Below are 19,422 nucleotides of genomic sequence, written 5' to 3' on the forward strand. Positions count from 1 at the left end.
GGTGGCGGCGGCGGTGGCGAGCCGTACCGTCGTCGTGCCGCCCTGCGGCGGGCGGCCGCCGGCGGTGGCGACGCGGGCCGGGGCCGGCGTCCGGACCGGCCCGTCCGGATCGCCGGGCGGGGTCATCCGGGAGGTGGCCACCACCCGGGCCACCCCGACCACGATCGGCGGGGCCAGCAGATCGACCATCTCGGTGGGCAGGGTCGGCCGGACCTCCGGCCAGTCGCCCTCGGTCACCGACCAGTACGTCGCACCGGACTCCCCGGTGGCCGGCTGCGGCTCGTCGTCGGGCATGCGGCGGTGCTTGGCCATGGAAAACGCCTCCAGGAGCTGCCGGGAGTGCGGCCGGGTCGGCCGCCGGCTGGGACACCCGGTGAAACGAACCCCGCGCCGCCCGGGTGACGGTGGGCGGCGCGGGGTTCGGTGGCGGCACCGCGACACGGGCGGGGCGCGGAGGCCGGCCGGCGCCCCCGCCCCTCAGTCGAAGATCGGGCCCTGCTCGCGGGTGCGCTTCAGCTCGTAGAAGCCCGGCGTGCCGGCGACCAGCAGGACGCCGTCCCACAGCTTGCCGGCGGCCTCGCCCTTCGGCGCCGGGGTGATCACCGGGCCGAAGAAGGCGACCTGGCGGCCGTCCGGGCCCGGCGCGTGGATCACCGGGGTGCCGACGTCCGTGCCGACCGGCCGCATGCCCGCCTCGTGGCTGGCCCGCAGCGCCTCGTCGTACCCGGTGGAGTCGGCGGCGTCGGCCAACGCCGGGTCCAGCCCCACATCGGTCAGCGCGCCGACCAGCAGCTCCCGGCCGAGCTCCTCCTTGCCGAGGTGGATCCGGGTGCCCAGGGCGGTGTAGAGGCGGGCCAGCACCTCGCCGCCGTGCGCCTGCTCGACGGCGATGCAGACCCGTACCGGGCCCCAGCCCTTCTTCATCAGGTCCTGGTACTGCTCGGGCAGGTCCCGCCCCTCGTTCAGCACGGACAGGCTCATCACGTGGAAGCGGATCTCCACGTCCCGGACCTGCTCGACCTCCAGCAGCCAGCGGGAGGTGATCCACGCCCACGGGCAGAGCGGGTCGAACCACATGTCCACGGCGACACGTTCGGTCACGGTGATATCCCTTCACGACGTCGCGCGCCGGACCCCGGCGCGCCGCTCCCCCGATCCTCACCCCGCGCGGCATCGACCGGCACCGGAATGAGAGCGTGACCTCGACCACCGCTGCCGCTCCGTGCATGGAAGACTCGGTTTGGGGCCGGTCGTCACGAGTTGACCGGCGGGATGCTGCCGCGGGGCGCGGCGAGACGAGTGGGATGGAGACGAACAGTGCCGGGAGTGCGCAACCTGACCCAGGTCGAGGCCACCGAGCGGGCCCGCCTGCTCGACGTGACCGGGTACGACATCAGCCTTGACCTGTCGACCGCCGTGCAGGCCGAGGGCCGGACGTTCCGCTCGGTGACCGAGGTCCGGTTCCGCTGCGCCGAGCCGGGAGCGAGCACGTTCATCGAGACGGCCGCCGACTCGGTCCGCGCCGCGACGCTCAACGGCACGCCGGTGGACCTCTCCGGCTGGTCGGCGGAGAACGGGCTCACCCTGACCGGCCTGGCCGAGGAGAACGTCCTCGTGGTCGACGCCGACTTCGCCTACTCGAACAGCGGCCAGGGCCTGCACCGCACCGTCGACCCGGTCGACGGCGAGACCTACCTCTACAGCCAGTTCGAGACGGCCGACGCGCAGCGCGTCTTCGCCTGTTTCGACCAGCCCGATCTGAAGAGCGTCTACACCTGGCACGCCACCGTCCCGGAGCACTGGCGGGTGGTGTCCAACATGCCGGTGGCGCGCGAGGAGCCGGCCGGCGAGGCCCTGAAGACCGTCCACTTCGCCGAGTCGGCCCGGATGAGCACCTACATCACGGCGCTCTGCGCCGGGCCGTACCACGAGGTGCGGGACAGTCACGACGGCATCGACCTGGGCGTGTTCTGCCGGGCCTCGATGGCACGCTACCTGGACGCCGACGACCTGTTCCTGATCACCAAGCAGGGCTTCGACTTCTTCCACGAGCAGTTCCAGGTGCGCTACCCGCTGCCCAAGTACGACCAGCTCTGGGTGCCGGACTTCAACGCCGGCGCGATGGAGAACTTCGGCTGCGTCACGCACGCCGAGTCGCACTACATCTTCCGCTCCCAGGTCACCGACTTCGAGTACGAGCAGCGGGCCAACACGATCCTGCACGAGCTGGCCCACATGTGGTTCGGTGACCTGGTCACCATGCGCTGGTGGAACGACCTGTGGTTGAACGAGTCGTTCGCCGAGTGGGCCAGCCACTGGTGCAACACCCACGCCACCCGTTTCACCGAGGCGTGGACGACCTTCTTGTCGATCCGCAAGAACTGGGGTTACCGGCAGGACCAGCTCTCCTCCACCCACCCGGTCTACTGCGAGATGCCGGACCTGGAGGCGGTCGAGGTCAACTTCGACGGCATCACGTACGCCAAGGGCGCCAGCGTGCTCAAGCAGCTCGTCGCGTACGTCGGCGAGGAGCCGTTCCTGGCCGGCCTGCGGGCGTACTTCGGCAAGCACGCCTGGGGCAACGCCACCTTCGACGACCTGCTGTCGGAGCTGGAGGCGGCCTCCGGCCGGGAGCTGCGCAAGTTCGCCGCCCAGTGGCTGGAGACCGCGCAGGTCAACACGCTGCGCCCCGAGGTGACGATCGGCGCCGACGGCGGGTACGAGCGGGTGCTGGTCCGCCAGGAGGCGCCGGCCGGGCACCCGACGCTGCGGACCCACCGGATCGGGGTGGGCCTCTACGACCTGACCGACGGGCGACTGGCCCGCCGGGAGCGGGTCGAGGTGGACGTGACCGGCGAGAGCACCGAGCTCACCGCGCTGCACGGCAAGCCGGCCGCCGACGTCCTGCTGCTCAACGACGACGACCTCACGTACACCAAGCTGCGGCTGGACGAGCGGTCGATGGCCACCGTGGTGCAGCACATCTCGAGCTTCGACTCGTCGCTGGCCCGGGCGCTGTGCTGGACCGCCGCCTGGGACATGACCCGGGACGCGGAGCTGTCCGGCCGCGACTATGTGGCGCTGGTGCTCGCCGGGCTGCCGGCGGAGACCGACATCAACCTGGTCACCGCGACCCTCCGGCAGGCGACCACCACGCTCACCTTCTACGTCGACCCGGCCTGGGCGCCGACCGGCTGGGCCGACCTGGCCCGGACCGCCCGGACCGCGCTCGCGGCGGCCGAGCCGGGCAGCGGCTTCCAGCTCGCCTGGGCCCGGGCGTACGCCGCCGCGGCCCGCTCCGGCGAGGACCTGGCCACGCTGCGCGGCTGGCTCAACGGCGGCGAGGTGCCGGCCGGGCTGACCGTGGACACCGAGCTGCGCTGGACGGTGCTGCAGTCGCTGGTGGCCAACGGCGCGGCCGGCACCGCCGAGGTGGAGGCCGAGCTGGCCGGCGACCGCACCGCCAGCGGCGAGCGGGAGGCGGCGTACGCGCACGCGCTGGTGCCCACCGCGGAGAACAAGGCGGCGGTGTGGGCGCAGCTCACCGGCCCGGAGGCGCTGCCGAACTGGCGCAACCGGGCGCTGCTGCAGGGCTTCACCCACCCCGCGCAGGTCGAGCTGACCGCGCCCTACCGGGAGAAGTACTTCGCCACCGTGGCGCAGGTGTGGGCGCAGCGGGACAGCGAGCCGGCCCAGGAGTTCGTCCAGCTCGCCTACCCGGCGTACCTGGTCGACGAGGACACCGTGACGGCCACCGACGACTGGCTGGCCCAGGATGGTCACCCGGCACCGCTGCGCCGGCTGGTGGCCGAGGGGCGCGACGGCGTGGTCCGCGCGCTCAAGGCCCGCGAGCGGGACGCCCGCAGCGCCTGAGCGAGCAGCTCCCGGCCGGGGTCGGCGTGGGCGGAAGCCCGCCCGGCCCCGGCCGTTTATCGTGTGCAGAGGAGGTGGACGTGATGGCACAACCGACCTACGAGTGGCGGCCACCCGAAAGACGCTGGCGTGAGCAGGACCTTCTCGATCTGCCCGAGAACGGGAACCGCTACGAGCTCATCGACGGGAGCCTGCACGTGACTCCACCCGCCGGGCCGGACCACCATGAGTTGGCCGACGACATCCGGATGTCGCTGCGGCAGGCGGCGCCGGACGGCTGGCGGGTGATCCGCGAGATCGGCATACGCATCCCTGACGGCAACCTGATTCCGGACATCACCGTGCTCAAGCCCGACGCACCTCGGGGGCAGCTGTGGACCGAACCGGTCCATGTCGCACTCGTCGTCGAGGTCGAGTCACCCAACAGCCGTCGTCATGACCGGTTCACCAAGCCGGCCCTCTACGCGGAGGCAGGTATCCCGCACTACTGGCGGGTCGAGCGAGGCGACTTCGGACCGGTGATCTACCGCTATCAGTTGGTCAAGGCCGTGCACTACAACCTGCTCGGCACGATCGGGCCGGACGACCCGGTGCAGGTCGACGAGCCCTGGCCGATGCGCCTCGACCCGAGCGCCTGGCCGCGCTGAGGACGCCGACGAGAAAGCCCGGCCCGCGAGACGCGGGCCGGGCTTCGTCGTGTGTGCGGCTGGGCTCAGCCCTTGCCGGCGTGGCTGGCGAGCTGGTCCAGGCCCTGGATCACGCCGCCGGCCAGGTCGCCGCCGCCGAAGGACGCCACCATGGAGAGCGCGGCGAGCTTGGCGTAGGTGTCCGGGATGCGCTTGCGGGCGTACCGGCCGGTGACGATCTCCAGCTGGCGCTGGTTGGGCGACACCGCGATCAGCACCGAGCGGTCCGGCTCGGCGAGCTGCCGGTGCAGCCGCTCGGCGTGCTCCCGGATCGGCTCGTCGAGGCCGCCCACGTAGACCGAGAAGACCAGCCCGGTGCCCTTGTCGGCCAGCCGCAGAGCCTCGTCGATGCGGAGCAGCTGGCGGGTCGAGAAGGGCCCGTCCAGCACCTCGGGCGGGTTACCGGCCGCCGTCGCGGCCTGCTGCTCACCAACGGTCACTTGCGCCTCCGGTTCCACCGGCCGGCGCCTCCCGGCCGGCCAGTTCCTGCTTGCGGCTGGTCAGCGCCGGTGCCTGCGCCCCGGCGGCCAGTGCGGTGCCGGCCGAGTCGGCCAGCTGCTCCGGACGGCCCAGGAACCAGACCGGAGTGAAGTCGAAGGGCCGGCCCGGCCGGTAGCGCTTCGCGCCGCCACCGCCGCCACGACCGCTGCCGGCGAACACCAGGCCGGCGATCACCAGCACCGCGGCCGCCGGGATGCCGACGAAGACCACCAACGTCTCGGTAACAGACAATCCCAACGCCCCCAGGCGGAAAGAGAGACCAGGAATGTTCCGGGTCGGGTGGACGGTCATTCCGACGCGTACCCGATCCCGCTTGTGATGTTCACGTTAGCGGAGCCGGCCGCCCGCCAGATTGCGGGGTGCTGATCCCATCCGCCACAGGCGTGCTCCAGTTGCCCGGCCGTACCGATCAATGTCGCGTCGGCACCGTACCGGCCGGTGAGCAGCACCCCGACGGGCAGCCCGTCGGCGGTGCGGCCGACCGGCAGCGAAACGGACGGGTCGCCGGTGACGTTGAAGACGGCGCAGTACGGCGAGAACCGGCGCTGCTGGTCGAAATCGTCCGCCGGGTCGAGGGCGGCGAACGCGCCCACGGGCGCCTGCGGGGCGGCCAGCGTGGGGCAGAGCAGCAGGTCGCAGCCGGCGGTGCGGCGGACGCCGAGGCGTACCTGGGCCTGGAGTTCGCCGAGCGCGGCCATCAGCGGGCCGGCGCCGACGGCCGCGCCCCGCTCGCGCAGGAACCGGGTCAGCGGCAGCAGCTCGCTCTCCCGCCCGGCGGGCACCGGGGCGAGCGCCAGCACGTACCAGACGGTCTCGAAGAGCGGCCACGCCGCGGGACCGAGCGGCGCGGGGACCTCGACCACCTCGTGGCCGGCCGCGGTGAGCAGCTCGGCGGCCCGGTCGACGGCGGCCACGCAGTCGGGGTGCACCGGCACGTCGGCGAGCATCGGGGTGGTGAAGCGGCCGATCCGCAGCCGCCCGGGGGAGCCGTCCCGGGCGGCGGCCAGGTAGCCGCCGGCGGGCGGGACCGGCGGCAGGTACGGCTCGCCGGGCACCGGGCGGGCGAGCACGTCGAGCAGCGCCGCCACGTCGGTGACGGTCCGCCCCAGCGGGCCGTTGGTGGGCAGCCCGAACGCGCCGAAGCCGAGTGGACCGCCGGAGACCAGGCCCCGGCTCGGTTTGTAGCCGACCAGGCCGCACAGGGACGCCGGGATGCGCAGCGAGCCGCCGCCGTCGGAGCCCTGCGCCACCGGTACGAGGCCGGCGGCGACCGCCGCCGCCGCGCCGCCGCTGGACCCGCCGGCCGTGTACGCGAGCTGCCACGGGTTGCGGGCCGGCGGCGCCACCAGGCCCTCCGAGTAGAGCGAGCAGCCCAGCTCGGAGGTGGTGGTCTTGCCGAGGCTGACCAGTCCGGCGTCGGCCATGAGCCGCACCACGTCGGCGTCGACGGGCGGGACGAAATCGGCGAACGCGGCCGAGCCGAAGGTGGTGCGGACGCCGGCGGTCAGCGTCAGGTCCTTGATCGCGGTCGGTACGCCGTGCAGCGGCCCGCGCTCGTCCACCGGCACGGCGTCGGCGGCCCGCGCGGCCGCTCGGGCCCGGTCCGGGGTGACGGTGACGAACGCGCCGACGGTGTCGGCGAACGCGTCGACCCGGCGCAGCTGGTGCTCGACCAGCTCCACGCTGGACAGCTCGCCCCGGCGGATCGCGGCGGCCTGCTCCAGCGCGGTCAGGTCGTGCGGCTCGGCCATCCCCTCATCCTGCCCGCTCGAACCGGTCGAAGCCGGTCCGACACAGCCTCGACCGGTCAGGTCAGGGTGCCGGCCGGGGACACCCATTCGCTGTGCGGCCCACCGACGTCGCTGATCAGATCGAAGTCGCGGTCGTAGTGCAGGACCGTCGCGGAGTATTCCGCAGCCGTGGCAGCGACCAGGACGTCGACCGGGCTCGCGGCGCGGTGGTGGCCTCTGGCGGTGAGCGACAGTTGCAGATCCCGCGCCCTGGTCGCCACGGCCGGAGTGATAGGAAGGTCGATCATCAGCTCGGCGCGGCGGGTGCGCACGGTCATGGCTTCCCTGAAGTCGCGGGCACTTCGCCCACTCTCGAGATCAAGCGGCACGCAGGTGGCCGCGAGCCGTTCCTCGATGATTGTCATGATCCGTTTGGCGACGGTCGGCTGACGGAGGCGACCCCAGGCCGAAGTGTCGATGAGATAGAGCCCGGCCGGCAGGATCACGCGGCGTCCTGCTCGCCGCGCGGCGTCTTGTCGTCCTCAAGCAGGCCGGTCCAGTCCTGCTCGCTGGAGATCGCAATCAGCTCCCGGATGGCCTCCATCCGCTCACTTCGCTCGGCCACCAGCCGGAGCGCAGCGTGGATGGTGTCCTTCTTGCTCTTGGTGCCCAGCTCGCGGCGGGCCCGCTCGAGCAGCTCATCGTCAAGATCAATGACAGTCTTCACCGGTCGAGTATATACAGCAACCCGATACTTATATACCCGACCTGCCCAGGAAGCGCAGGGCGTTGCGGGAGAGCAGCTTGTCGCGCTGGTCGGCGGTGAGGAAGTCGGCCTTGTGGACCACCTGGCCGACCGGCCGCTCCCCCAGCGGGTACGGGTAGTCGCTGCCGACCAGCACCCGGTCCTCCCCCAGGGTGTCCACGAGCAGCCGCAGCGCGGCCGGGTCGAAGACCACCGAGTCGACGCTGAACCGGTCGACGTAGCTGCTGGGCGGGGCGGTCGAGGTGCCCCGGACCAGGTCGCCGCGGCGGTGCCAGGCATTGTCGGCCCGGCCCAGCCAGAACGGGAAGCTGCCACCGCCGTGCGCGAAGCAGATCCGCAGCGTCTCCGGCACCCGGTCGAAGACCCCACCGAGGATGAGCGCCAGCACGGACAGGTGCGTCTCGGCGGGCATCCCGGCCAGCCAGCGGGCCATCCAGCGGTCCAGCCGAGGGCCGCCCGGCATGTCCCACGGGTGCACGAAGACCGGCGCGCCCACCTCGGCGCAGTGGGTGAGGAACCGCACGATGCCGGCGTCGTCGAGGTCCCGGTCGCCGACGTGGTTGCCGATCTCCACTCCGGCGTGTCCGGCCGCCAGGCAGCGGTCCAGCTCGGCGCAGGCGGCGTCCGGATCCTGCAACGGCACCTGGCAGAACGGCACCAGCCGGTCGCCCCCCGCCGCGGTGACCTCCAGCGTCAGGTCGTTGAAGATCCGGGCCACCTTGACCGCCTGGTCGGCCGGGCGGTCGTAGCTGAAGAAGACCGGGGTGGGCGAGACCACCTGCACATCCACCCCGTCGGCGGCCATGTCGGCGAGCCGCGTGCCGGCGTCCCAGCACTCCGCGCCGACCGGCCGGAACTCCGTCTCCCCCACCATGATCATGGCGGCGCGCTCGGAGTCCACCCGCAGCCAGGGCCAGCCGGACCCGCCGCACGCCGCGGCGAGGTCCGGCCACCCCTTCGGTACGACGTGCGTGTGCACGTCCACCAGCGGGGACCGCGCGGCAGGTACGGTCATCAGCCCTTGCCCGGGTGCAGCGCGCCGCAGTTGGTGCAGGTACGGGCCTTCTCGTCGGCGTAAAACGCGGCGAAGACCGGGGGCAGGTCGGCGGCGATGTCGCGCACCTGCAGCTCCACCTCGTGCACCTGGTGGCTGCACTCGGGGCAGTACCACCGGAACTTCTCCAGGGTGCCCTCCTCGCGGACCCGCTCGATGACCATGCCGATCGAGCCGGCTTCCGGCCGCTGCGGCGAGTGCGGCGTGTTGCGCGGCAGCATCCACATCTGACCCTCGCGGACGTGCACCGTACGCGGGCCCTCCGGCAGCATCAGGTTGATGTGCATGTTGCCCTTGACCTGGTAGAAGAACTCCTCGTACGGGTCGACGTGGAAGTCGGTGCGCTGGTTCGGGCCGCCCACCACCATGACGATGAAGTCGTCGCTGCCGGGCAGCAGCTCCTTGTTGCCCACCGGCGGCTTGAGCAGGTGCTGGTTCTCCCCGATCCAGCCGGAGAAACTGAACGGCTCGGCGATCTCACTCATGACGGACCTCCCGACGGTAGTAGGGCCACGGCCTGCATCTCGATCAGCAGGTGCGGGTGCGGGAGCTGGTGCACGGCCACCGTGGTCCGGGTCGGACCGGTGGCGTCGAAGAACTCCGCCCACACCTCGTTGTAGCCACCGAAGTCGTTCATGTTGACCAGGTAGCTGGTGACCTGCACCAGATCGGACAGCTCCGCCCCGACCGACGCCAGCAGGTCACCGATGTTCTCGATCACGGCCCGGGTCTGGGCCCGGATGTCCAGGTTCGTCGTGCCTAACTCGTCGACCTCGACGCCGGCGAAGGTGTTGTCCGGGCGCCGCGCCGACGTGCCGGACACGAAGACGAACCCGCCGGCCACCTTGACGTGCGGGAACGCCCCCCGCGGCACGGCCTTGCCGGCCACCACCCGGGCGGTCACGACGCAGCTCGCAGCGACGCCGTGCCCAGCTTCTCGACCACGGCCCGGACGTGCGCGCCCGGCCGCAGCGGCACCGCGGCCGTGGCGGCGCCGGCCAGGAACACCCAGCCCGCGCGCAGCCGCACGCCGTGCCGGCCGGCCAGCCGCAGGCCCTCGTCGAGGGCGCGGCGCGGGTCGCCGAGGATCGCTGCGGTCGAGCCCACCTGCGCCACCCGCCCGTCGATCTCCAGCAGCACGCCGAGGTTGTCCAGGCCGTCGGGCACCGGCGACCAGGGGCCGACCACGAACGCCGCCGCCGAGGTGTTGTCGGCGATCACGTCCGGCAGGGAGAAGGTGAAGTTGGCGTACCGGGAGTCGATCAGCTCGATCGCCGGGGCCACCGCGCGGACCGCCTCGGTGAACGCGCCGACCGGTTCGCCGGGCTCGGGAAGGCGGTCCAGCAGGAACGCCACCTCGGGCTCGACCCGGGGGTGGATGAACCCGGCCACGTCGACCGTGCCGCCGTCTGGCACCCGCATCACGTCGGTGAGCCGGCCCCAGATCACCTCGTCCACGCCCACCTGGGCCATCTTGGCCTTGCTGGTCAGCCCCATCTTCAGCCCGACCAGCCGCTCACCGCGGTCCAGCCGGCGCTGCACCAGCGCGGTCTGCACCGCGTACGCGGCGTCGACGTCGAGGCCGGTCTCGGCGGCGAGCTGCGGGATGGCGCTGGCGGTGTCGGCCGCCGCGCCCAGCTTCTCGGCGATGCCCGCGATGTCCGGCCCGATCATGCTGCGCCACCTTTCGTCCGCGGCTCCGGGGCTCGCCGGCCCGGCTCACTCCCGGCACTCCCGGCCTCCGTGCCGGCCAGGTCCAGCGCCACGTCCACGATCATGTCCTCCTGGCCGCCCACCATCCGGCGCCGGCCCAGCTCGACCAGGATCGACCGGACGTCCACGCCGTACTTCGCGGAGGCCCGCTCGGCGTGCCGCAGGAAGCTGGAGTAGACGCCCGCGTACCCGAGGGAGAGCGTCTCCCGGTCCACCTGCACCGGCCGGTCCTGCAGCGGCCGGACCACGTCGTCGGCCGCGTCCATCAGCGCGAACACGTCGCAGCCGTGCTTCCAGCCGTGCAGTTCGGCGACGGCCACGAAGACCTCCAGCGGGGCGTTGCCGGCGCCCGCGCCCATGCCGGCCAGCGAGGCGTCCACCCGGACGGTCCGCCCGGACGGGGAGCCGAGCGGCCCGGCACCGAGGATCCGGCCGTGCTCGACCGCCACCACGCTGTTCGCCACGCCCAGCGACAGGTTGTGGTGGGCGTGGATGCCGATCTGCGTCTGCGGCTCCAGCACCTGCCGGTACGCGTCGACCCGCTCGGCCACGTCCGACATCAGCAGCCGGCCGCCGGAGTCGGTCACGTAGACGCAGTGCGCCCCGTACGACTCCATGAGCTTGGCCTGGGCGGCCAGCCCGGCCGGGTCGTTCATGTGCGACATCATCAGGAACCCGGCGACGTCCATGCCGTTCTCCCGGGCCCAGGAGATGTGCTGGGCGGAGATGTCCGCCTCGGTGCAGTGGGTGGCGATCCGCACGCTGGTCACCCCGAGCGCCTTCGCCGCCTTCAGGTCGGCGATGGTGCCGATGCCGGGCAGCAGCAGGGTGGTGAGCCGCGCGCTGGTCAGCACCTCGGCGGCGGCGGCGATCCAGTCCGCGTCGCCGGCCGCGCCGTGCCCGTAGTTGACGCTGGAACCGGCCAGCCCGTCGCCGTGCGCCACCTCGATGGCGGCCACCCCGGCCGCGTCCAGCGCGGCGGCGATCGTCCGCACCTGGTCCACCGTGTACCGGTGGGCGATGGCGTGCATGCCGTCGCGCAGCGTCACGTCCTGGATGTAGAGGTCGGTCACGCGATCCCCCCGTTGTTCGCGGCTGCGGGGCTCCGCTCCGCCGCGCTCGCCCCGGCCGCCGTCCGGAGCGCGACCAGCCGCTCCGCGGTCCGCAGCGCGGCCGAGGTCATGATGTCCAGGTTCCCGGCGTACGCGGGCAGGTAGTGCCCGGCGCCGGAGACCTCCAGGAAGACGGAGACCTGGAGCCCGGTGAAGTGCCGGCCCAGCACCGGCGCGTAGGTGTCCACCCGGTCGAACTGCACGTCCTGCTTGAGCCGGTAGCCGGGGACGTACTCCTGGACGTTGGCCACCATGTCGGCCACCGAGGCGGCGATCTTCACCCGGTCGGCGTCGGCGTCCGGGCAGAGGCAGTAGACGGTGTCCCGCATCAGCAGCGGCGGGTCGGCCGGGTTCAGCACGATGATGGCCTTGCCGCGCCCGGCGCCGCCGACCACCTCGATGGCCCGGGCGGTGGTCTCGGTGAACTCGTCGATGTTGGCCCGGGTGCCGGGGCCGGCCGACTTCGAGGCGATCGAGGCGACGATCTCCCCGTACGCGACCGGGGTGACCCGGCCGACCGCGTGCACGATCGGCACGGTGGCCTGCCCGCCGCAGGTGACCATGTTGACGTTCGGCTCGTGCAGGTGTTCGTCGAGGTTGACCGGCGGGACCACGTACGGGCCGACCGCGGCCGGGGTCAGGTCGACCACGGTCCGGCCGTGTGCGCGCAGCACCGCGTCGTGGCGGCGGTGCGCGCCGGCCGAGGTGGCGTCGAAGACCAGCTCGACGTCGGCGAACTCGGGCATGGCCACCAGGCCGTCCACGCCGTCGGCGGTGGTCGCCACGCCGAGCCGGCGGGCCCGGGCCAGCCCGTCGGAGGCCGGGTCGATGCCGGCCATCGCGACCATCCGCAGGTCGGTACTGAGCCGCAACACCTTGATCATCAGGTCGGTGCCGATGTTGCCCGACCCGAGCACCGCCACGCCGACGGTCATGAGGCCTCCTTGGAGAAACAGGTCCGCACCGAGCCGAGCCCGGAGATCCGCGCCTCGTACGCGCCGCCGGGCGTCACCGGCACCATCGGGCCGAGCGCCCCGGAGAGCACCACGTCGCCGGCCTTGAGCGGGTCGCCGGCGCGGGCCATGGTGCCGGCCAGCCACTCCAGCGCGTGCAGCGGGTTGCCGAGGCAGGCCGCCCCGGCGCCCACCGAGACCGGCTCCCCGGCGTGCTCCAGCACCATGCCGGCCAGCCGCAGGTCCACGTCGGCCAGCCGGCGCGGCGCGGTGCCGAGCACGAAGAGCCCGCTGGAGGCGTTGTCCGCCACGGTGTCCACGATGGAGATGTCCCAGCCGGCGATCCGCGAGTCGACGATCTCGATGGCCGGCAGCACGTGGTCGACGGCGCGGACCAGGTCGACGGTGGTGATCCGCTCGTCGGCCAGGTCCCGGCCGAGCACGAAGGCGATCTCCGCCTCCACCCGGGGCTGCAACAGGCGGCCCATCGGCACCTCGACCCCGTCGCCGACGGCCATGTCGTCGAAGAGCACCCCGAAGTCGGGCTGGAAGACCCCGAAGCTCTCCTGCACGGCCCGCGAGGTGAGCCCGATCTTCGCGCCCACCCGGCGGTGGCCCTTGCCGAGCCGCTGCCGGGTGTAGACCTGCTGCACCTGGTAGGCGGCCTCGATGTCGCCTTCCGGCAGCAACCGGCCGCGCAGCGGCGGGCAGGGCTTCTCGTCCTGCCGGGCCATGGCCAGTTCCCGGTTGGCGGCCTCGATGTCGACGGTCATGCTGGCTCCTCGCGTTCGCTCACGGCGCGGCGTGCGGTCCGCGACCGCGCGGTCCGCCGCTGCGACCCGCTCCGCGCGCTCACGATGCCGGCCATTCTGCCCGCCGCGCGCACCACCGCCGGTCCCCCGCCCGCTCACGACAGGTCCACGCAGACGTTGGTGAGTTCGGAGTAGAAGTCGAGCGAGTGCACGCCGCCCTCCCGGCCGATGCCGGACGCCTTCACCCCACCGAACGGGGTGCGCAGATCCCGCAGGAACCAGGTGTTCACCCAGACGATCCCGGCGTCCAGCCGGGCCCCGGCCCGGTGCGCGCGACCCACGTCCCGGGTCCAGACCGTCGCCGCCAGACCGTAGTCGGTGCCGTTGGCCAGGGCGTACGCCTCATCCTCGTCGTCGAACGGCGCGACGTGCACCACCGGTCCGAAGATCTCCTCGCGGTTGGTGCGGGCGTCCGGTCCCAGCCCGGTGAGCACGGTCGGCTGCACGTACGCGCCGCCGTCGCGGGCGTCGCCGAAACGCGGCGTCCCGCCCCCGGCGCGCACCTCCGCGCCCTCGGAGCGGGCCAGGTCGTAGTGGCCGAGCACCTTGTCCCGGTGGGTGTGCGAGATCAGCGGCATGTTCACCGTCGCCTCGTCCGCCGGCCAGCCGTACGCCAGCTCGTCGGCGCGCTTGGCCAGCCGGGCGGTGAACTCCTCGAAGACCGGCCGCTGCACGTAGATCCGTTCGGTGCAGAGACAGACCTGGCCGCCGTTGGTGAAGCTGGACCGGACCGAGCCGGCCACCGCGGCGTCCAGGTCGGCGTCGGCGAAGACCAGCCCGGCGTTCTTGCCGCCCAGCTCGAAGCTGACCGCCTTCACCCCGTCGGCGGCGGCCCGCATGATGGCGCTGCCGGTGGCCGACTCGCCGGTGAAGGTGATCGCGTCCACGCCCGGATGCCGGGTCAGGTGCTCGCCGGCCGAGCCGGGGCCGAAGCCGTGCACCAGGTTGAACACGCCCGCCGGCACGCCGGCGGCGGCCATCACCTCGGCCAGCAGGGTCGCCGATGCCGGGGTCTCCTCGCTGGGCTTCACGATCACCGCGTTGCCGCAGGCCAGCGCGGGGGCCACCTTCCAGGTGAGCAGGAGCAGCGGCAGGTTCCACGGCACGATGACGGCGACCACGCCGACCGGCTTGCGGACCGCGTAGTTCAGCGCCCGGCCGCCCGTCGGGGTGACCGTGGTGAACGACTCGGTGGGCGCGGTCGCCACGATCTCGGCGAACGTCCGGAAGTTGGCGGCGCCCCGCGGGATGTCCAGCGTGCGGGCCTGGGAGATGGCCTTGCCGGTGTCCGCCACCTCCGCGGCGACCAGGTCGTCGAAGCGGCGTTCCAGCTCGTCGGCGACCCGGCGCAGCACCTCGGCGCGTTCCCGCTCGCCGAGGCGGCCCCACGGCCCGCGCAGCGCCGCCCGGGCCGCGGCGACCGCGTCGTCCACCACGGACGACGACGCCTCGACCACCTCGAAGACGGGTTCGCCGGTGACCGGGCTGCGCTTGGTGAACCGGGTACCGGTGTCGGTGAACGCGCCGCCGACGAAGTTGCGCAGCAGGCCGGGACCGTCCGGCGCGTGCCCGGCCATCAGCCGGGGATCCCAGAGCGTCATCGCCGCCTCCCACGCCCGACCGCCACCACGGCGCCGGCCAGCGCGGCCAACGCGCCCGCCGCCACCGCCCCCACCACCTGGTACTGCCGGCGCACCCGGCGGCGCACCTCGGCGTACGGGGTGGTGGAGAAGGAAACCAGCTCGTACTGCGACACGTACCGGCCGGGCAGGGCCCGCTCCAGCGCGTGCTCGATCTTCTTGCGGGTCTGGAACACCGGCGAGGCGACCTTGTCCCGCATCTCCACGAAGTTGGTCAGCGCCATCCGGGCGATCGCCTCGGCGTTGGCCTGCCGGCGGTGCTGGAACAGCGCCAGCGCCGACGCCCACTGGTCCCCGCACTCGTCCAGGCAGCGGTCCAGCTCGACGACGTCCTCGAAGGCGCAGTTCGCGCCCTGGCCGTAGAACGGCACGATGGCGTGCGCCGCGTCGCCGAGCAGGCCCACCTTCCCGGCCACCTGCCAGGGCGTGCAGCGGACCGTGCCGAGCACGCCGACCGGGTTGTGCTGGTAGTCGTCGACCAGGTTCGGGGCGAGCGGCACCAGGTCCGGGTAGTGGGTGGCGAAGTACCGCTCGATGGCCGCCGGGCTGCCCAGCGAGGCGAAGCTCTCGGTGCCGTGGGTGGGCCAGAACAGCGTGCAGGTGAACGAGCGGTCCGGGTTGGGCAACGCGATCATCATCGAGGTGCCGCGCGGCCAGATGTGCAGCGCGCCCGGGTCCAGGGCGAACTCGCCGCCCAGCGGCGGGATGGTGAGTTCCTTGTAGCCGTAGTCGAGGAAGTCCAGGCTCTCGGTCAGCACCCCGTATGCGAGCAGTTGCCCGCGCACCGCGGAGCCGGCGCCGTCGGCGCCGAGGACGACCGAGGCGGTCTCGGTGACCTTGCCCTGCGGGGTCTCGAAGGTCATCTCGCCGCTGACCGGGTCGAGGCCGACCAGCCGGTGGTCGAAGGCGAGCCGCACGCCGGGCCGGTCGGCGGCGGCGCTGAGCAGCGCGTTGTTCAACGCGCCCCGACTGATCGAGTTGATCGCCCGGTCGCCGGCGACGCTGTACGACTGGAACTGCGCCGCCCCCTCGACCGGGTGGATCATCCGGCCGCGCATCGGCAGCGCGTCGGCCATCACCTGCTCGTCCAGGCCGATCCGGCGCAACGCGTCCAGCCCCCGGTCGGAGAGCGCCAGGTTGATCGAGCGGCCCCGCTCCACCGTCCCGGTGCGCGGGTCGGGCCGCCGCTCGTAGAGGGCGACCGGGTAGCCGCGCCGGGCCAGGAAGCAGGCCAGCAGACAGCCGGCCAGCCCGGCGCCGACGACGGCGATCTCGTCGCGTTCCGTACTCATCGGCAGTGCCTGCCTTTCGTTCCCGACTGCGGGACTCGCCGAACCGGCTCACTCCTCGCGCTCACCGGATCTCCACCGTCGCGGCCAGCGCGTCGGCGACTCGCCAGCAGTCGTGGTACGTCGAGTAGAGCGGCACCGGGGCGAACCGCACGATGTCCGGCTCCCGGGCGTCGGCGATCACGCCGTGCTCGTGCCGCAGCCGCCGGGTCAGCTCGTTGGCGCCGCCCACCGCGCTCCCGCCCGGCGCGCTCCCGGCGCCCGTCCCGATCCGCACCGAGAGCTGGCAGCCCCGCCGCTCGGGGTCGCGCGGGGTGACCACGGTCAGCGGCCGGTCGGCGGTCACCTCGTCGAGCAGCCGCTCCAGGTAGCCGGTGAGCCGCAGGCTGCGCTCCCGCAGCGCCGGCATGCCGACCGAGTCGAACAGCTCCAGGGAGGTACGCACCGGCCCCATCGCGAAGATCGGCGGGTTGGAGATCTGCCACGCCTCGACGGTGGCCGGCGGCCGGGACACCGGGGTCATCTGGAACCGGGTGGCCGCCTCGGTGCTCCACCAGCCCTCGAAGCGGGGCAGCGTCGGGTCGCCCAGGTGCCGCTCGTGCACGAAGACGCCGGCGAGGGCGCCCGGCCCGGAGTTCAGGTACTTGTAGGAGCACCAGGCGGCGAAGTCGACGTCCCAGTCGTGCAGGGCCAGCGGGACGTTGCCGACCGCGTGCGCCAGGTCCCAGCCGACCACCGCGCCCGCGGCCCGGCCGGCCGCGGTGATCGCCGGCAGGTCCATCAACTCACCGGTCAGGTAGTTCACGCCGCCGAGCAGCACCAGCGCGACGGTGTGCCCCTCGGTGGCCAGGAAGTCGAGCACGTCCTGCGTGCGCAGGGTGTCCTCGCCGGGGCGCGGCTTCAGCCGGACCACCGTGGTGTCCGGGTCGAGGCCGTGGAAGCGGGCCTGGCTGCGCACCGCGTAGCTGTCCGAGGGGAAGGCGCTGTCCTCGATCACGATCCGGGTGCGCTCCCCGGCCGGCCGGTAGAAGCTGACCATCAGCAGGTGCAGGTTGACCGTGAGCGAGTTCATCACCACGGTCTCCGCGGGCAGTGCGCCGACCAGTCGCGCGGCCGGCGCGGTGAGCAGTTCGTGGTACGGCAGCCAGGGCCGCTCCGCCTCCAGGTGCCCCTCGACGCCCAGCCGGCGCCAGGCGTCCAGGTCGGCGAGGAGTTCGTCGCGGGTGGCCCGGGGTTGCAGGCCCAGCGAGTTGCCGGCCAGGTACGCCGCCTCCGGGTAACGGCCGCCGTCGGCCGGCGGCACCAGGAACAGGTGCCGGTGACCGGGGTCGTCGGCGTCGAGCTTGCGGGCCTCGGCTTCGGCACCGCCGAAGTCCAGCGACTCAGTTTCGGTGTTCCGCACAATTCCTCCGGTCACATCGCGGTGCGGGCCGACCACAGCTCGGGGAAGACCACCCGGGCCATGCTGCGCTGCAACCATGCCAGGCCGGCCGAACCGCCGCTGCCGACCTTGGCGCCCATCGAGCGCTGCACGGCCTTGATGTGGTGCCAGCGCCAGTCGCCGAACCCCTCGGCCACCTCGGTCAGCGCGTCGCCGAGCAGCCGCAGGTGGTTGTCCGGGCCGGCGTCGGCGTAGATCCGTACCCAGGCGGCCTCGACGGCCGGGTGTGCCTCGTGCTCGGCCGACAGGTCCCGCGCCAGCAGGTCGTCGGGGAGGTCGAAGCCGTGCCGGGCGAGCAGCGCGAGCACGTCGTCCCAGAGGCTCGGCGTGCCCAACGCGGCGGTCAACTCGGCGTGCACCTCGGCCTGCCGGCGGAACGGCCGAATCAGCGCCGGGTCGCGCAGCCCGAGCAGGAACTCCAGCTGGCGGTACATCGCCGACTGGAATCCGGAGCCCTCGCCGAGCCGGTCGCGGAACCGGTTGAAGTCGGCCGGGGTCATCCAGCGCAGCCCCTGCCAGGCGGCGTTGAGCCCTTCCAGGTGCAGGGCGGCCCGGCGCAACGGGGGCAGCGCCTCCCAGATCCGGTCGGCCCGCAGCTCCCGCTGGGCGTGCCGCAGCTCGTGACAGGTCAGCCCGAAGTACAGCTCCATGATCTGGCTGACCATGAGGAAGGACATCTCGCCGGGGTCGTCGCTCAGCGGCTGCTGGAGCCGGTGCAGCGTGCTCGCCCGCACGTACGCGTCATAGGGCACCCGGTCGCTGAACTCCAGCGTCGGCTCGCCCCCGTTACGCGCCGCCCTGGCCGCCCGCTGCTGCGGGGTGGCCGGACGGACAACTGTGCTCTGTTCCACCGGTCGTCTCCCTCCGTACGCGCGGTAGAGGCCATGATGCCGGGGGTGGATCGGCAGATGGAATGCCTGTTCAACGGCGGTACTGTGGGAGCACTTCACACTCTGAAGGCTTCTGCCGCGTCCGACTTCACGGAAGAAAGGTCACCGCGTGGACGACATGGACTGGGCGCTGCTGCGCGAGTTGCAGGCCGACGCCCGGCTCTCGTACAGCGAGCTGTCCCGCCGGGTGCACCTGTCCCCGCCCGCGGTGGCCGAGCGGGTGCGCCGGCTGGAGGAGTCCGGGGTGATCACCGGCTACCACGCCCGGGTGGACCTGGCCCGGGCCGGCCGGACCGTGCTCGCGATGATCCGGATGTCCTGCTACGGCGCGCGCTGCATCCTCAACGACCCCGAGGTGGCGGACTGGCCGGAGATCATGGAGATCCACCGGATCACCGGGGACGCGTGCAGCATGCTCAAGGTGGCGGCCGGGTCGATGGGCGAGTTCGAGGCCGTCATCGACCGGCTCGCCCCGTACGGCCAGCCGTCCAGCACGATGGTCCTCTCCACCCCGCTGGACTGGCACCCGGTCACCCCGCTGCCACCCGCCGCCCCGCCTCCGCCGGGCCGCCGCCGCTGAGGTGCGAACCGGGCCCGCGCCACCGGTCCTGTTAACACCCCGACCCCCCGGGAATGCAGGCCCCCACTGCCCGTCAGCAGGATTCCGGTGCGCCGCACCGGAAGGGGGGAATCATGCGAGGGCTCCTGTCCCGCCGCGCCATGTCGGCCGCGCTGAGCGTGCTCGGCCTGGTCGCGGCGTTCGTCCTGATCGGTGTCTCCCCGGCCCGGGCCGGGGAGAACGTCTTCGTCGAGGTGACGCCGAACAGCGCCCAGGCCGGCACTCGGGTGAGCATCCGGGCCAGCTGCGACAACAACAACGACCGGCAGGCCCAGGTGAACTCGGACGCCTTCGGTCGGGTCGTGCTGCGGCCGAGCAACGGCTTCCTCACCGGCGCGGTCAC

At 72.9% G+C, this 19,422-nt stretch carries 21 protein-coding genes and 1 pseudogene; 4 read left to right on the forward strand and 18 right to left on the reverse strand.

From position 1 onward, the window contains the following. Together LQ51_RS27880 and LQ51_RS27885 are read right to left on the reverse strand one after the other, a co-directional pair. Window positions 1-294 (reverse strand): hypothetical protein (locus LQ51_RS27880; protein ID WP_231605910.1); only part of this gene is annotated, 294 nt, incomplete at its 3' end. Between the two features lie 183 nt (window positions 295-477). Continuing rightward, window positions 478-1,101: a DsbA family protein gene (locus LQ51_RS27885; protein ID WP_046570834.1), complete on the reverse strand. Its 624-nt coding sequence runs from the start codon at window positions 1,099-1,101 to the stop codon at window positions 478-480. Window positions 1,102-1,326: 225 nt separating this feature from the next. Between LQ51_RS27885 and pepN the strand changes: the two genes are divergently transcribed. After that, on the forward strand, window positions 1,327-3,873 hold the full coding sequence (gene pepN, locus LQ51_RS27890; RefSeq protein WP_046570836.1) for an aminopeptidase N: 2,547 nt from the start codon (window positions 1,327-1,329) through the stop codon (window positions 3,871-3,873). Between the two features lie 83 nt (window positions 3,874-3,956). Next, window positions 3,957-4,520, forward strand: coding sequence for a Uma2 family endonuclease (locus tag LQ51_RS27895; protein WP_046570863.1), 564 nt, complete (start codon window positions 3,957-3,959; stop codon window positions 4,518-4,520). Window positions 4,521-4,585: 65 nt separating this feature from the next. On the opposite strand, the gene LQ51_RS27900 is transcribed toward LQ51_RS27895, so the two are convergent. From LQ51_RS27900 to LQ51_RS27975, 16 genes are all read right to left on the reverse strand, one after another. Further along, window positions 4,586-4,999 (reverse strand): DUF5130 family protein, encoded by a 414-nt coding sequence (locus LQ51_RS27900; protein WP_046570838.1) that lies wholly within the window; start codon window positions 4,997-4,999, stop codon window positions 4,586-4,588. Then, window positions 4,986-5,273 (reverse strand): aa3-type cytochrome oxidase subunit CtaJ, encoded by a 288-nt coding sequence (locus LQ51_RS27905; RefSeq protein WP_046570839.1) that lies wholly within the window; start codon window positions 5,271-5,273, stop codon window positions 4,986-4,988. The genes LQ51_RS27900 and LQ51_RS27905 overlap by 14 nt, the downstream gene beginning before the upstream one ends. Before the next feature lie 74 nt (window positions 5,274-5,347). After that, window positions 5,348-6,811, reverse strand: coding sequence for an amidase (locus tag LQ51_RS27910; protein ID WP_046570841.1), 1,464 nt, complete (start codon window positions 6,809-6,811; stop codon window positions 5,348-5,350). A 56-nt stretch (window positions 6,812-6,867) separates the two neighbouring features. Beyond that, window positions 6,868-7,296 carry a PIN domain-containing protein gene (locus tag LQ51_RS27915; protein ID WP_052745089.1) on the reverse strand — a complete coding sequence of 143 codons (429 nt, stop codon included), beginning with the start codon at window positions 7,294-7,296 and terminating at the stop codon, window positions 6,868-6,870. Then, on the reverse strand, window positions 7,293-7,517 hold the full coding sequence (locus tag LQ51_RS27920; protein WP_046570842.1) for a type II toxin-antitoxin system VapB family antitoxin: 225 nt from the start codon (window positions 7,515-7,517) through the stop codon (window positions 7,293-7,295). The genes LQ51_RS27915 and LQ51_RS27920 overlap by 4 nt, the downstream gene beginning before the upstream one ends. Window positions 7,518-7,545: 28 nt before the next feature. Further along, entirely contained in the window at window positions 7,546-8,571 is a 1,026-nt protein-coding gene (locus LQ51_RS27925) for an amidohydrolase family protein (protein ID WP_046570845.1), read from the reverse strand. Then, window positions 8,571-9,095 (reverse strand): 3-hydroxyanthranilate 3,4-dioxygenase, encoded by a 525-nt coding sequence (locus LQ51_RS27930; protein ID WP_046570847.1) that lies wholly within the window; start codon window positions 9,093-9,095, stop codon window positions 8,571-8,573. Before LQ51_RS27930 ends, LQ51_RS27925 begins: the two co-directional genes overlap by 1 nt. Beyond that, window positions 9,092-9,514, reverse strand: a complete 423-nt coding sequence (locus tag LQ51_RS27935; RefSeq protein WP_046570848.1) for a RidA family protein — start codon at window positions 9,512-9,514, stop codon at window positions 9,092-9,094. The genes LQ51_RS27930 and LQ51_RS27935 overlap by 4 nt, the downstream gene beginning before the upstream one ends. After that, complete coding sequence (locus tag LQ51_RS27940; protein ID WP_046570850.1) at window positions 9,511-10,284, reverse strand: 2-keto-4-pentenoate hydratase; 774 nt, start codon at window positions 10,282-10,284, stop codon at window positions 9,511-9,513. Before LQ51_RS27940 ends, LQ51_RS27935 begins: the two co-directional genes overlap by 4 nt. After that, window positions 10,281-11,396 carry a 4-hydroxy-2-oxovalerate aldolase gene (dmpG, locus tag LQ51_RS27945; protein ID WP_156313266.1) on the reverse strand — a complete coding sequence of 372 codons (1,116 nt, stop codon included), beginning with the start codon at window positions 11,394-11,396 and terminating at the stop codon, window positions 10,281-10,283. The genes LQ51_RS27940 and dmpG overlap by 4 nt, the downstream gene beginning before the upstream one ends. Further along, window positions 11,393-12,370 carry an acetaldehyde dehydrogenase (acetylating) gene (locus tag LQ51_RS27950; protein WP_046570852.1) on the reverse strand — a complete coding sequence of 326 codons (978 nt, stop codon included), beginning with the start codon at window positions 12,368-12,370 and terminating at the stop codon, window positions 11,393-11,395. The genes dmpG and LQ51_RS27950 overlap by 4 nt, the downstream gene beginning before the upstream one ends. Then, the gene (locus LQ51_RS27955; RefSeq protein ID WP_046570855.1) at window positions 12,367-13,161 is read right to left on the reverse strand and encodes a 2-keto-4-pentenoate hydratase; all 795 of its coding nucleotides are present in this window, start codon (window positions 13,159-13,161) and stop codon (window positions 12,367-12,369) included. Before LQ51_RS27955 ends, LQ51_RS27950 begins: the two co-directional genes overlap by 4 nt. Before the next feature lie 134 nt (window positions 13,162-13,295). Continuing rightward, window positions 13,296-14,777, reverse strand: a complete 1,482-nt coding sequence (locus tag LQ51_RS27960) for a 2-hydroxymuconic semialdehyde dehydrogenase (protein ID WP_046570870.1) — start codon at window positions 14,775-14,777, stop codon at window positions 13,296-13,298. Window positions 14,778-14,797: 20 nt separating this feature from the next. Then, a complete protein-coding gene (locus LQ51_RS27965; RefSeq protein WP_046570856.1) occupies window positions 14,798-16,132 on the reverse strand; it encodes an FAD-dependent oxidoreductase in 1,335 nt (444 codons plus the stop codon). 61 nt (window positions 16,133-16,193) lie between these two features. After that, a complete protein-coding gene (kynU, locus tag LQ51_RS27970) occupies window positions 16,194-17,567 on the reverse strand; it encodes a kynureninase (RefSeq protein ID WP_369799904.1) in 1,374 nt (457 codons plus the stop codon). Then, the gene (locus LQ51_RS27975; RefSeq protein WP_046570858.1) at window positions 17,543-18,421 is read right to left on the reverse strand and encodes a tryptophan 2,3-dioxygenase; all 879 of its coding nucleotides are present in this window, start codon (window positions 18,419-18,421) and stop codon (window positions 17,543-17,545) included. Before LQ51_RS27975 ends, kynU begins: the two co-directional genes overlap by 25 nt. A gap of 148 nt (window positions 18,422-18,569) precedes the next feature. Between LQ51_RS27975 and LQ51_RS27980 the strand changes: the two genes are divergently transcribed. Next, window positions 18,570-19,040, forward strand: a complete 471-nt coding sequence (locus tag LQ51_RS27980) for an Lrp/AsnC family transcriptional regulator (protein WP_046570860.1) — start codon at window positions 18,570-18,572, stop codon at window positions 19,038-19,040. 158 nt (window positions 19,041-19,198) lie between these two features. Further along, a pseudogene (locus LQ51_RS27985) lies at window positions 19,199-19,422 on the forward strand (hypothetical protein); the annotation flags it as partial.

The organism is Micromonospora sp. HK10, from assembly GCF_000982955.1.
GTDB lineage: Bacteria > Actinomycetota > Actinomycetes > Mycobacteriales > Micromonosporaceae > Micromonospora.